Origin of the sequence: uncultured Pseudoteredinibacter sp., assembly GCF_947500695.1 — a bacterium.
Lineage (GTDB): Bacteria > Pseudomonadota > Gammaproteobacteria > Pseudomonadales > Cellvibrionaceae > Pseudoteredinibacter.
This window is the reverse complement of record NZ_CANMSS010000004.1, coordinates 1-13047: the sequence shown is the minus strand read 5'-3', so window position 1 is coordinate 13047 and position 13047 is coordinate 1. Positions and strand designations below refer to the sequence as shown.

Sequence of the window (13047 nt, the reverse complement as noted above, 5' to 3'; positions counted from 1 at the left end):
TCTACTACTGGGTATCATTAGAGCCATTACCATGCTTAGCTTGATGAATAGGAAAAACACCTTCATCGCTGATCAAAGCATCCTCTTCAGGTAACTCTAAAGTTTGTGGAACTGTGTCGAACACCTCGGTTAAACAAACATCATATTCCAACTCTGTTTTTTGATCGATAGCCAACATTCTAGCGGCCACCGAAGGAAACCAAGGTAAAGATTGCAAGAAACGAGATTCGCCTGGTAACTGGCTTTCTATTCCAACCATCCCTGCCAAGCTACGCAAACGTACACGGGAAAGATCTTTACTTAATACATAGTCGCCATTGCTCGTCGCAGCGATTATTTGCTGCTGAATTAACGATTCACGAATACCTGCCCATTGACGGCCATCCACCCCCACTTCGGCCGCATGCCTATCGGTCAAACTCTCACCTTGCTGCCAACGCTGATGGAAAGCCCACAAAACCAACAACGCCGCGACCAAATCTGGATAGTGCTGCCCTTCTGCTCCCTGAGAAAAAGTAGACAAAACTCGCACCAAAATAGCACCCGATAGCACCAGCATCCACATGACGTAGATCCACACCAGAAACAAAGGCACAACCGCAAAAGCGCCATAAATCACTTCCAAGGAGGTCATCCCCACAACAGTGGCGAACAACTTTTTAACCAGCTCAAAAGCAATCGCGGTAAGCAGACCACCTATCGCCGCATGCTTTAGGTTTACCTTGCAATTGGGCACCGCCACAAACAAAAGCGTAAACGCCGCGGTCGCCAGCACAAAAGGTAAAAAGCCCAGTAAGCCCGCAAAGAAGCCTTGAGTTTCTACCCCTTCAAACAATTTTAAAGACAAAAGATAGGTGGTTACGGCTAGGCCCATACCCAACAATAGAGGGCCAAGGCTTAGCACGGCCCAATACAGTAAAAAGTTCGCCAGGCCTTTACGCCCTTCTTTCACTCCCCAGATGGAATTGAAATTGCCCTCAATGTTTTTCAACATTAGATAGGCGGTCACCACCAGCATGATTACACCAACCGAAGTTAAGCTGCGGGCCTGGGAGGAGAAGCCGGATAAGTACTGCTGCACCTCTTGCCCCGTGGAGGGAACGAAATTATTGAAGATCAGTGCTTGCAGCTGGGATTCCAAGCCAGAGAAAGCGGGAATCACCGAAAACATGGAATAGCTCACTGTCATCATCGGGACAATGGCAAATAAGGTCATATACGTCAGGGCTGCAGCGCTCTTTTGGCACTGTTTATCCTGGTAGTGAAATATGATTTGCTGGATAAAACGCTTTACCGTCTCAATCGTAATCATATTGTCCTCAGTAGTCGTTGTCGTTGGGTATTCACCCCATCGACGGGTAATTGAATAATATCGTTTGCAAATTCCCTTTTTCTAAGCGCCCTTTATATCATGGCAATCTAGTTTTCCCTATGCATGGCGTACACTTAGCACCAGCATTTAGGATTAGTCTTAACTGCCTCATCGACATACAATAGGCAGTTTAGTCCATTAAGCGCAAGCCTACTGAAGCTAGGTGAAGCCTACGTGAGAACCATGTCGCGATTATTGAAGGAATTCGCTATGTACACCATTTATCACAACCCACGCTGTTCAAAATCTCGTCAAACTTTGGCCATTTTGGAAGAAAAGGGCATCAGCCCTGAAATTGTGCTTTATCTAGAGAATACTCCGAACGAAAAAGAGCTGGCCGATATCCTTGCCAAATTAGCAATAAGCCCACGCCAACTGCTACGCAAGGGTGAGGATGCCTATAAAGAGCTAAAGCTGGCCGATGATAGCCACAGCGATAAAGCCTTAATTGAAGCCATGTGCAGTCACCCCAAGCTCATCGAGCGCCCAATCGTGGTTAAGGGTGACAAAGCCGTATTAGGTCGCCCGCCGGAAAATGTCTTAGAGCTGATCTAAACAGCGTCATTTACCCTATAAAGATAACGTTTTAGCCTAAAGCCCACAAAGAGACAGTTATGAGTAAGCCTTATATTCTGGTTTTGTATTACAGTCGCCAAGGCGGCACTTTACAGCTTGCCCAGCAGATCGCACGCGGTATCGAAAGCGAAGGTTTTGAAGCCCGCTTAAGAACCGTGCCAGCGGTTTCGGCCACCTGTGAAGCGACAAGCAGCGATATACCAGACAGTGGCGCCCCCTACTGCAGCAAAGAAGATCTCCGTAACTGCGCAGGTCTTGCTTTGGGCAGCCCCACCCGCTTTGGCAATATGGCAGCGCCGCTAAAGTACTTTATCGATCAGAGCAGTGACCTTTGGTTGAATGGTGACTTAATCGACAAGCCGGCTTGCGTGTTTACCTCAAGTGCCAGCCTTCATGGTGGCCAGGAAAGCACCCTGCTAAGCATGATGCTACCGTTATTACACCAAGGCATGGTGTTATTGGGTGTTCCTTACTCTCAAAATGAGTTGAGCACCACCCAAACTGGTGGTACTCCTTATGGCGCATCTCACCTAGGCGGTGAAGAAGGCCGTAGCCTAAGTGAAGACGAGGGCCAAATTGCCAAGGCCCAGGGCCAACGCCTAGCCAAACACGCGATAAAGTTATTAGCTAAATGAGTGCGCAAATGAGTGAAAACACCGTCAAAGAAGTTAAGCGCATTGCTAATTTGGATAACAAACTGAACTGGGGGCTACGCCTACATTGGTTATGCTATGGCGCTTTGATTGCCCTATACAGCTGGCTAAACCTGACCCATGAAAATGGTGCCTGGGGAGTTTGGTTGTTTCAGGTAGTGCCCTTATTACTGCCCCTATGGAGCATGTTAAAAGCAAATCACAAAGCCTATAGCTGGTTTTGCTTTATTATTTTGTTCTATTTCACGGCAGCTGTGGTCAGTGTTGGTATGCCAGCGGAGCATGTAAAAGGCTACCACTGGCTACAAGTGATACTGAGTATTACGCTGTTTTTTACGGCGATGATGTGCAGTCGCTGGATTCAATACCAAAAGTATTGGCGCGAACACGATAAAAACAGCGCAGCAGAGTAAGCCCTAACAAAGCTTTACTAGAAAGCGCTTGCAGTTAAATTAAACCATTGGCCTGATAGAACAACGTTTGATTTAAGAGATACTTGCCCAAAAGGCAGCCGATTAAGAAGGATCGCATATGACTGAAACCGCTAAACGCCCATTGATACTGCGCCTACTATCAGGGCTCTGGGATGCCATTAATGGCTTTCGCCGGATCGTCCTGAATATTCTATTTTTATTTTTATTGATCGCCTTTTTTGTGGCCTTACAACCCAAAGGGCCCAAACCCCTTACGGAGAAAACAGCTCTGGTCATTGCACCATCTGGCTACCTGGTTGATCAGCTCAGCTCCCAAGACCCTTTTGCTCAACTAATGGGCAGTAATAGCCGCAACGAGACCCGCCTGCGCGATCTTCAAAAGGCTATCGAAAAAGCCAAAGACGACGACATGATCAACTCAATGGTATTGGATCTCGGTGGCATGGCTGGCGGTTTAAGTAAGCTCGATGAACTTGGCCAAAGTATTGAAGACTTTAAGAGCAGTGGCAAGCCAGTCTATGCGGTTGGCGATTACTACTCACAAAGCCAATATTATCTAGCTGCCTTTGCTGACGAGATTTATCTCAACCCAATGGGCGGTGTAAGCCTGATGGGCTTCGCGTCTTATCGCAATTATTATAAAGATGCGCTGGATAAACTTGCCGTCAATGTGCATGTCTTTAAGGTTGGTCAGTATAAAGATTTTCTAGAGCCCTATATGCGCAATGATATGTCCGAAGCATCGAAAGAGCACAACGGACAATGGCTAAACCAATTGTGGGCGCACTATACCCAGCGCGTAGAAACATTGCGTGAATTGGAAAACGGCAGTATCAATGCTTTGATCAACAATATGGATACTCACCTAGCCGAAGCTAACGGTGATTCCGCCGCATTGGCACTATCAGCAGGCTATGTAGACGAGCTACTGCCACGCCATAAGCAACTTGCCAAGCTGCAGGAAAAAGTCGGCAAGAATGAAGAAGGCGATGGCTACCGCGGTATCGATAGCGACTCTTATCTCGCCCTTGAGCTTCCCAACTTTAATAGCAAAGAAGACAAAGTCGGCTTAATTGTTGCCAGCGGCACCATCTTAGATGGCGAGCAACCTGAAGGCACCATTGGTGGCGATACCCTGGCAGAATTGATTCGCCAAGCTAAGGAAGAAAAACTCAAAGCCCTGGTACTGCGTGTAGATTCTGGCGGCGGTAGTGCCTTTGCCTCTGAAATTATTCGCCAGCAACTGCTCGACTTGCAAGAAGACATCCCGGTTATTGTTTCCATGGGCAGTGTTGCCGCCTCTGGTGGCTATTGGATCTCGGCAACGAGTGATGAAATTTGGGCAACACCTACTACTATTACCGGCTCCATCGGTGTGTTTGGCGCCTTCCCTACCCTCGAAGAAAGCTTAAAGCATTTGGGCATTCATACGGACGGCTTAGGCACCACTTTGCTTGCTGGCAGTATGCGTGTTGATCGCACTCTAAGCCCATTGGCCGAGCGTGTTGTGCAACAAGGTGTTGAGCAGGTATACAAACAGTTTCTCGATATCGCAGCCGAAGGCCGTGAAAGCACCCCGGAGGCAATTAATGAAATTGCTCAAGGTCGTGTTTGGAGCGGCGAGCAAGCCTTAGCGAATGGTCTAGTTGATAAACTGGGTGGGCTAAACGATGCCATTAAAGCCGCCGCTGAGCGCGCCGAGATCAGCGATTATGATGTTATTGAGATCAAGCGTAAATTAAGCCCAAGCGAACAATTTATGCAGGAGCTTGCCAACAATCTTGATGCTAAAGCCAGCATTAACCCTTGGTTGAAACCTATCAATCAAAAATTAGCGAGCTGGTTTAGCCCAGTGGTTGAAGCGATTGATGAGCTTAATAGTTTAAATGATCCGAAAGGTATGTATGCTCGCTGCGTAGCTTGTGCAGCGCCTTAAAAGTAGTATTTATCCGGGGTCAGATCCCTACAACAGCTGGGCATAGCTAAAGCTATACCCAGCTGTTGTAGGGATCTGACCCCATTTTTTGCAGCTGCTGTAGGGACCTGGCCCCATTTTTTACATTTTGTTATTGGCAAAAAGGATTTTGATATGCGTTTTTACAAGAACAATAAACAACGCAATAAACAGAGCTGTAAGCACTCTCTACACAAATCAATTCAGATCACTATCGCCAGCTTTCTATTAGCTACCCCCACTCAAGCACTCTTCGCAGAAATACTACCTTCCGAATTCAAAAACAATTTGGTGTATCTCACCCCCACACTAACTGACGGCACTAAGATTCGTTTTTATACAGATACCGGCGGTGGCTGGAACGTCATTAGTCAGGAGCTTTTTGATAAATATCAGTGGCCAAGCATCGAGAAAGCATCTAAAAGAGGCCCAGTAAAGTTAAGCAGCATGCCAAATTTTTCGAAAGGGAAAGCGATACCTAAGGGAGGCTTAAACAACTTTATGGAAGGTCACCTTTTTATCGCGCCCAGCAGCAAAATTGACGATGGCAAGCTCGGCTATGATGGCTTTTTGGGTGGACGTTGGCATGCGGAGAAAATTATTAATATCAACTATCCAGAACAGCAGTTTGCAGTGCTGGATCAGTTACCCAAAAGTTCAGCAAGAATGGAAGCTTTGAATCTAGGCTTCCAAAAAGATCAACATGGCAACTACACGACGGCCTTCCCCCGAATGCCAGTTACTGTCGATGGGCAAAGCCTTGATTTGCTGCTGGATACCGGCGCACAAGCGACACTCAGCAGCAAGGCCAAATCAATTATAGATATAGCAGGCAATACAATGGCCGCCTCTTTTATGGTCGCTTCAGTATTTGATCAATGGCGAGCAAAACACCCAGAATGGAAATACATTGAGGCCGGTGACGATTATATTAAAGAAGCAATGATACAGGTTCCCGAAATTAAAATAGCTACGTTTAGTGTCGGCCCAGTTTGGTTTGCACGCCGCACCGATGACAACTTCCACAAACACATGTCCGCTATGATGGATAAGAAAATAGATGGCGCCTTGGGTGGCTCAGCTTTTCAATATCTCAATATGATTATCGATTACCCTGCCGAAAAGCTATACCTAGAGAAAGCCAATTAGCCTGCAGAATGTTGGTAGAACTGCGCCCTAGAGCAAGGAAGAAGCAGACGGGGTCAGCTCAAAACAAGCTACATACCCAAAACTTGCTTGGCAAAAGGAATGGTCAACTTGCGCTGCTCGCTTAAAGAAGCTCTATCAAGACGGTCCAGGATTTCAAATAGCTCGCCAATATGTCTTGGGGCTCGATTCAGAATAAACTGCGCCACTTCTTCAGGCAAATCCAAACCTCTTGCTTTGGATCGCATGGTTAAAGCTTCTAGTTTTTCCCGGTCAGCCAATAAGGGCACCTGAAAGCTCAAGCCCCAAGCTAGACGTGAAGATAAATCTGGTAATTTAACAGGCAGCTCAGAGGGATTTGCATTGGCGCTAAAGATGATTTTGCGCCCTCTATCTTTACTGCGATTAAAGCAGTTAAACAGCGCCTGCTCCCAATCAGCTTTGCCGGCAACATGTTGCAAGCCATCAAAACATAGCAGGTCGAACCGCTCCATGCCTTCGAGCAAAGCCTCTGGGGCAAAGCCCACTAAATCAGCAAGAGGTAAATACTGAGCACTTTGGCGCATTTGATTGGCTTGATGGCAACTAGCCTGCAATAGATGACTCAAACCACTACCGCTGCTACCCCAAAGGAAAAAGCCATGCTCACTTGGGTTCTGCAAGAATGTCTGCAATGCGAAAACAGCCTGGGCAGCACCAGAACCTTCTATGGTATAGAAGTTCTCGAAGGTGGCGCCATCAGCAAGTGCTACGCCCAAGGACAATTGTTGGGGGTTCGACTGTTCCACAGGTATCGGATCTAGCAAAAAATAAGCGCGAGCTTAACCTTTTGCTCTTTATGGAATCAAGCCCCAGATCGATTTTGGGGCTAAATTTTCAGAGAATTAATTTAAGAATCAATAACTTGGCAGGCAATAAGACCTATAAATGTCTTATTGCGGAGGCTTCGGGCGCTGCGAGGCATCAATTGCCGTAGCCTCTGATTTAAGGTCAGCACGGATTGGGGAACTGGCATCTGTGCGAATAACTTGTTCAGCAGAGCCTTGATTTAAACTCGCGCCCTCTTCTGCGAGCCCAGAGCCTTCGCCTTGTAGGGGCAAGGCCTGTAAGACATTATCTATCTGAGGTAATTGATAATACAGCACGCCCTGCTGACTGGCCTCGCCAATGGCCTGATTCGCCTGCAACACCTTATCCAAGGCAATCGCATCGACCAACTGCTGCAACTGTCCATCAATAAACAAACGCAAACGCAGCTGTTCGCCAAGTACCAGATCCGGCTCAGCGTGACGCACCATGGCCAAGCTATTGAGATAATCCAAGACCTTACGGTAAGACTTAAAATTGGCAATATTATCAAGCTGCATATAGTGGGGCTTGCTATCCACTGGGCTGGCAATAATTGCGTGCTGGGCAGCTAAGTAATCAGCTACTTGGCTTAAACCATCTTGAACTAACTCTTCAGCGGATGCGGCGCGGCCATCAAACAACTGTAATTTGCCACGATCCGCCAACAACCATGACGCCAGCCATTGGCCACTACCGGTAATACTCAGACGCCCTAGTACCGCTACATCACTTTGATAACGGCTAGAAGCGGCCATTAAGCTCTGCTCGTTTAGAGACCAAGCCTGGGCAAGCGGAAAAGCCAAGCGATCATCCAAATCCATAACCGGCAAAGAAATAGGCAAAGCTCGCTCAGCTTCGACCTGCTGCACAGCTTCAAGCAGCAACTCTTGTTCGGCGACATTGACCATTTGACGCTGCTGGAAATCATCCTGCGCTAACCATAACAGCACCTGGGGGCGTTTATCCGGCCAAATGGGCAGATCCAGTTTACGCAATAAAGTATCGACCGCAGACTTGGCATAATCCAAGTTAACAACATAGCCCTCTTCGGCATTTTCATAGCTAAACTGCTGCATATAGCGGTTGGCTTGGGCCAACACACTTCTAAGCTGCTCGCTGTCAGGAATTTCACGTGCACCGCTAGCCCGCACGATCACACGGCTCAAGCCAGTAGCGGCAAGCTTGTCACGGCTTTCTGGGGTTTGATCGGCGACCGGGAAACTAGCACGGTACAGATTTTCTACTTTTACGGCATGACTTAACGGCGACAGCAATGCCACACAAAACATCAGCATCCAGGTGGTGTTTTTGCCCACTACTTTGCCCACATATCCCCCAATCTTCTCGGTATTCAAAATTTTATTTCAGCTATGTACGTTTCTATTTTCAGCATCTTGGAAAGCAAGCCATTAATATTAAGCCTATTGATGCCCAAATGCTGCGCCGGTTCCAACAGCTACGAACTTTTATGCACTATAGCGAAAACGGTATGAACTCGGGCTAAACCCCAGCCCAAACCGCAGCATTTGGCTAATTCTGGCTCCGCTCCCGCCAGATAAGTGGCTCATTGTAGCTTCGCCACTAGCAAATGGCAGCAATCACTAAAAGAAAATGCAAATTAGGCAATAAAACTAATGAGCTTGGCGAGCTTTCAAGCTAAAATACGCGCCCGTTTTTTAGACTACTCGAAGACCTTAGCCATGACAGATAAACAGCCTTCCTTAAGTTACAAAGACGCCGGTGTGGATATCGACGCTGGTAATGCCCTGGTAGACCGCATTAAGCATGTAGCCAAGCGTACCCGTCGCCCGGAAGTGATGGCAGGTCTTGGTGGTTTTGGCGCCCTGTGCGAGCTGCCAAAAGGCTACCGTGAGCCGGTACTGGTATCTGGCACCGATGGTGTGGGCACCAAATTGCGCCTAGCAATGGATTTAGGCCAGCACGATACTATCGGCATCGATTTGGTAGCCATGTGTGTTAACGATTTGGTGGTTGCCGGTGCAGAGCCACTATTCTTCTTGGACTACTATGCCACAGGCAAACTTAACGTCGATGTTGCCGCTGCGGTTGTCGACGGTATCGGTACAGGCTGTGAGCAAGCTGGCGCCGCGCTAGTAGGTGGTGAAACCGCTGAAATGCCAGGCATGTACGAAGGCGAAGATTACGATCTAGCGGGCTTCTGTGTTGGCGTTGCTGAAAAGAGCGAGCTAATTGACGGCAGCCAAGTTAAAGCGGGTGATACCTTAATTGGTTTAGCGTCTAGCGGCCCACATTCAAACGGTTATTCTTTGGTTCGTAAAATCATTGAAGTATCCGGCGCCGATCTGCAACAAGATCTTGCTGGCCAGCCACTGGCTAAAGCGCTAATGGCCCCGACTCGTATTTACGTTAAATCTTTGCTGAAGCTGATCAAAGAAAACCAAGTTAATGCCCTATCCCACATTACTGGCGGCGGCTTGTTGGAAAATATTCCACGCGTACTACCAGAAGGCGCAAAAGCTGTTATCGACACCCAGTCTTGGCAAATGCCTGAAGTGTTCAATTGGCTGCAAAGTGCTGGTAATGTAGATGCCATCGAGATGTATCGCACCTTTAACTGTGGTGTAGGCATGATCATCGCGGTACCTGCCGATAAAGCTCAAGCCGCGATCGAGCTATTAAAAGCCGAGGGCGAAGATGCCTTTATCGTTGGTGAAATTGCCCCAGCGGCTGAAGGCGAAGAGCAAGTAGAGCTAAAAGGCCTGTAAGCATCAAAATGAACAAGCCGAAAGCTCGAATTGTTGTTCTGATTTCAGGCAGCGGTAGTAATTTACAAGCCATGATCGATTGCCAGCAGGCAAACGCATTAGGCGGCGAGATTGTGGCTGTTATCAGCAATCGTCCTGCCGTTAAAGGCTTAGAGCGCGCCGATGCCGCAGGTATTGAAGCGCTTTGCTTGGATCACAAAGGTTTTGCCGATCGCGAAACCTTTGATCAAGCCCTACAAGCTAAAATCGATGAATATCAGCCCGATCTTGTGGTATTAGCGGGTTTTATGCGCATCCTTACCCCAGCCTTTACGGAGCATTATTTGGGGCGCATGATCAATATTCACCCCTCTTTATTACCCAAGCACCAAGGCCTCAATACCCATCAGCGCGCGATTGATGCAGGCGATGCCCAGCACGGCGCTACCGTACACTTTGTCACCGCTGAGCTTGATGGTGGCCCGGCGATTGTGCAAGTGGCTGTCGATATTGAAGCCGATGACAGTGCCGAAAGCCTCGCTAAAAAAGTGCAGTATCAAGAACACTATATGTTCCCGATCGCCGTTCAGTGGTTTTGCGAAGGTCGCCTAAGACTACATAAAGAAAACAAAAACCATGTTAGCCTTTTTAATGGTGAACCTTTGCCTATAAGTGGTCGTCTAATAAAGGCCCGTTAAAGGGCACTTTACTGAACAAATATCGACCATAGCCATTGCAAGCAAAGATTTATGTTAAAAATACTGTGTCCCCTGCTGCTTAATTCAAGCCGACTGCTGGCCATTTGCTTAGCCAGTACTGTGGCATTTGCACAAAGTGAGAATGCTACTGAACAGCCTACTGCAGCTGCCGAGCTTCCTAATACAGAAGCCGTTATAGAAAGCACGCCTGAAACGGTAACGCTAGCTACTCAAACTAGCCAATTGCCCAAGCCTTTTCACGCTACCTATAAAGCCAAGTTTTCTGGCTTTACCATTGAAGCTACTCGCGAGCTTGGTACACACCCAAACGGTGAACATGAACTGATTTTCAGCGCTTCCACTTGGCTAGCAAAGTTACGTGAAAGCTCACGCTTCAACTGGGCCGAAGGCCAATTGGTGCCAAATCGCTATCAGTATCACCGTGAAGGATTAGGTCGCAGTCGCGATGCGGTCTTAGAATTTGATTGGGCGCAGCATAAAGTCGTCAACAATGTGCAAGATAAGCCTTGGCGCATGGATATCCCGGACGGAGCGCTGGATAAACTCAGCTATCAGTTACAGCTTCGTAGCGATCTACTTAATGGTAAGCGTACACTTAAATACGATATCGCCGATGGCGGCCGCCTAAAAACCTATTTATTCGAAATGGTAGGTGAAGAGCTATTAGATACACGCCTAGGCAAGATAGCCACCGTTAAAATTAAAAAAGTACGCGCCACTGGTAAAAAACGCGTTACTTATATCTGGATGGCCAAACATTGGGATTACCTGCTAGTTAAACTGCAGCAAACCGAAGAAGACGGCAAAACCTACGCTATCGACCTGCTGCGTGCAGAGGTTGACGGCAAAACTGTAACTCCTCGTTTAGGGCAAAGCCAAGAGTTATTACCGACCCAACTGCCCGCAATCGAGGCTGAATTAAGCAGCCTTGGTCAATAGATTACTGAGGAACTTATGGAAATTAAAAACGAGCTAGTGGGCATTATTCACTACACTTTGAAAAATGATGATGGTGCCACTATCGATAGCTCTGAAGGTGAAGCGCCGCTGGAATACCTGCATGGTTTTCAGAATATTGTGCCTGGCCTAGAAGCCGAACTTAACGGCAAAAAAGTTGGCGACAGCTTTAAGGTGAGCGTTGAGCCAGAGCAAGGCTACGGCGACTTAGATCCAAACCTAGTGCAAGAACTACCAAAAGAAATGTTCCAAGGCGTAGAACAAGTTGAAGTTGGCATGGCCTTCCACGCCGAAACTCAAAACGGCATGCAAACGGTAGAAGTTATCGAAGTTGACGAAGACACCGTAACCATCGACGGCAACCACCCGCTAGCGGGACAAACTTTAAACTTTGAGATTGAAGTAGTTGGTATTCGCGAAGCAACCCCTGAAGAGCTGCAACACGGTCACGTGCACAGCGCTGAAGGCTGTGGCCACGAGCACTAATACTCGCAGCCAGCATCTCGGCTTCGAGGCGGGGTCAGACCCTATAGGGTCTGACCCCGTTCGCTCATTAGTGCATTCATGGCAGTATAATCAAGCTCAGATTCAGAAGTTTGCCGCCTTGAGAATTTTCCAAGCCCTTCATACACAGCTAAGAAACTAGCGGGCCCATAGCTAATTCGTTTTACACCTGCCTCAATATAATCAGCCTGCTTAGTTTCGCTTGAAGATAGCATTACATTGAGTGGTAGCGTCAATTCTCTGGATAGTTCATTGATAAGCGCCAAGTCTAATAAGCCCGGCACAAACAAACCATCGGCTCCCGCTTGAGAATAGATCTCTAATCGTCGCTTTAGCTCTGTGAAACAACTGTCTTTTGGGTGCAATCCATTTAAATACACATCACTGCGGGCATTGATAAATAAACGCTCGCTCCCGAAGTGATTTCGAATCGCTTGTATCTTCCTTTCCAACACCTCCGGCTCAGATTGGCCATCTTCGATATTAATCCCAACAACACCCAGACTAAGCAGCCCTTCTAGTAGTTGAAGAATATCGCCTTCAGAATCGCTATAGCCAGCCTCAATATCAACGGTTAACGGAACCCTGCAAACTCTAGAAATATTCCCAACGGCCGCAACAAGCACTTCCACCGGCATAGCGTTTCCGTCTGGGTAGCCATTCGCCCAAGCTAAAGAAGCACTGCTCGTTGCTATAGCCTCAGCACCCTGCGCTTGAACTATCGCCGCGCTAGCCGCATCCCAAACATTAAGCAATACTATGCCATCTGCACGGCCGTGCATTTCCCTAAACTTTAAAGCCTTTTCTATATTCATAACATCCTCGCGAACTCAAAGAGAAGTAAGAATGACAGCCTTAAGCTAAAAGGGCTGGCGGAATTCGGATCTAAACGTTTATTTACCACCAAGCCGGGGTCAGACCCTATAGGGTCTGACCCCAATTCGGAGCCGCGTTACTAATTGCATTCCACTCCCCCAATCGAACGCAATAACAAGCTACAACACTCACCGACTAGTCAAAACCCCAGGTCGGCGCATGCATATCCACAGCAAGTCTAAAATTCTGTAAATGCCATTAGGGCGGGGTCAGACCCTATAGGGTCTGACCCCAATTCGGAGCCGCGTTACTAATTGCATTCCACTCCCCCAATCGAACGC

13 protein-coding genes are annotated in these 13047 nt (G+C 47.7%); 9 read left to right on the top strand and 4 right to left on the bottom strand.

Annotated elements, in window-relative coordinates; genetic code table 11:
• Positions 1–4: 4 nt before the first annotated feature.
• Positions 5–1312: a YihY family inner membrane protein gene (locus tag Q1A08_RS08730; RefSeq protein WP_299771923.1), complete on the bottom strand. Its 1308-nt coding sequence runs from the start codon at positions 1310–1312 to the stop codon at positions 5–7.
• A gap of 270 nt (positions 1313–1582) precedes the next feature.
• Here Q1A08_RS08730 and arsC point away from each other — a divergent pair, with 270 nt between their 5' ends.
• The 5 genes from arsC (at position 1583) to Q1A08_RS08705 (ending at position 6138) form a co-directional block, all read left to right on the top strand.
• Complete coding sequence (arsC, locus tag Q1A08_RS08725) at positions 1583–1927, top strand: arsenate reductase (glutaredoxin) (RefSeq protein ID WP_299771921.1); 345 nt, start codon at positions 1583–1585, stop codon at positions 1925–1927.
• 59 nt (positions 1928–1986) lie between these two features.
• Entirely contained in the window at positions 1987–2583 is a 597-nt protein-coding gene (gene wrbA / locus Q1A08_RS08720) for an NAD(P)H:quinone oxidoreductase (RefSeq protein WP_299771919.1), read from the top strand.
• An 8-nt stretch (positions 2584–2591) separates the two neighbouring features.
• Complete coding sequence (locus Q1A08_RS08715; protein ID WP_299771917.1) at positions 2592–3014, top strand: DUF2069 domain-containing protein; 423 nt, start codon at positions 2592–2594, stop codon at positions 3012–3014.
• A 118-nt stretch (positions 3015–3132) separates the two neighbouring features.
• Positions 3133–4971: a signal peptide peptidase SppA gene (gene sppA / locus Q1A08_RS08710; protein WP_299771915.1), complete on the top strand. Its 1839-nt coding sequence runs from the start codon at positions 3133–3135 to the stop codon at positions 4969–4971.
• Between the two features lie 153 nt (positions 4972–5124).
• A complete protein-coding gene (locus Q1A08_RS08705; RefSeq protein ID WP_299771914.1) occupies positions 5125–6138 on the top strand; it encodes a hypothetical protein in 1014 nt (337 codons plus the stop codon).
• A 68-nt stretch (positions 6139–6206) separates the two neighbouring features.
• Here Q1A08_RS08705 and hda read toward each other — a convergent pair whose 3' ends face one another.
• A complete protein-coding gene (hda, locus tag Q1A08_RS08700) occupies positions 6207–6923 on the bottom strand; it encodes a DnaA regulatory inactivator Hda (RefSeq protein ID WP_299771912.1) in 717 nt (238 codons plus the stop codon).
• 144 nt (positions 6924–7067) lie between these two features.
• Positions 7068–8312, bottom strand: a complete 1245-nt coding sequence (locus Q1A08_RS08695) for a DUF2066 domain-containing protein (RefSeq protein WP_299771910.1) — start codon at positions 8310–8312, stop codon at positions 7068–7070.
• Positions 8313–8684: 372 nt separating this feature from the next.
• Here Q1A08_RS08695 and purM point away from each other — a divergent pair, with 372 nt between their 5' ends.
• Genes purM through slyD form a run of 4 tightly spaced genes read left to right on the top strand, consistent with a single transcriptional unit; the run spans position 8685 to position 11872 of the window.
• The gene (gene purM / locus Q1A08_RS08690) at positions 8685–9731 is read left to right on the top strand and encodes a phosphoribosylformylglycinamidine cyclo-ligase (RefSeq protein WP_299771908.1); all 1047 of its coding nucleotides are present in this window, start codon (positions 8685–8687) and stop codon (positions 9729–9731) included.
• A gap of 8 nt (positions 9732–9739) precedes the next feature.
• Positions 9740–10408, top strand: a complete 669-nt coding sequence (purN, locus tag Q1A08_RS08685) for a phosphoribosylglycinamide formyltransferase (RefSeq protein ID WP_299771906.1) — start codon at positions 9740–9742, stop codon at positions 10406–10408.
• A 51-nt stretch (positions 10409–10459) separates the two neighbouring features.
• Positions 10460–11368, top strand: coding sequence for a DUF3108 domain-containing protein (locus Q1A08_RS08680; protein WP_299771904.1), 909 nt, complete (start codon positions 10460–10462; stop codon positions 11366–11368).
• A gap of 15 nt (positions 11369–11383) precedes the next feature.
• Positions 11384–11872, top strand: a complete 489-nt coding sequence (gene slyD, locus Q1A08_RS08675; RefSeq protein WP_299771902.1) for a peptidylprolyl isomerase — start codon at positions 11384–11386, stop codon at positions 11870–11872.
• A 41-nt stretch (positions 11873–11913) separates the two neighbouring features.
• Here the strand turns inward: slyD and Q1A08_RS08670 are convergent, their stop codons facing one another.
• Entirely contained in the window at positions 11914–12705 is a 792-nt protein-coding gene (locus tag Q1A08_RS08670; RefSeq protein ID WP_299771901.1) for an isocitrate lyase/phosphoenolpyruvate mutase family protein, read from the bottom strand.
• Positions 12706–13047: the final 342 nt, after the last annotated feature.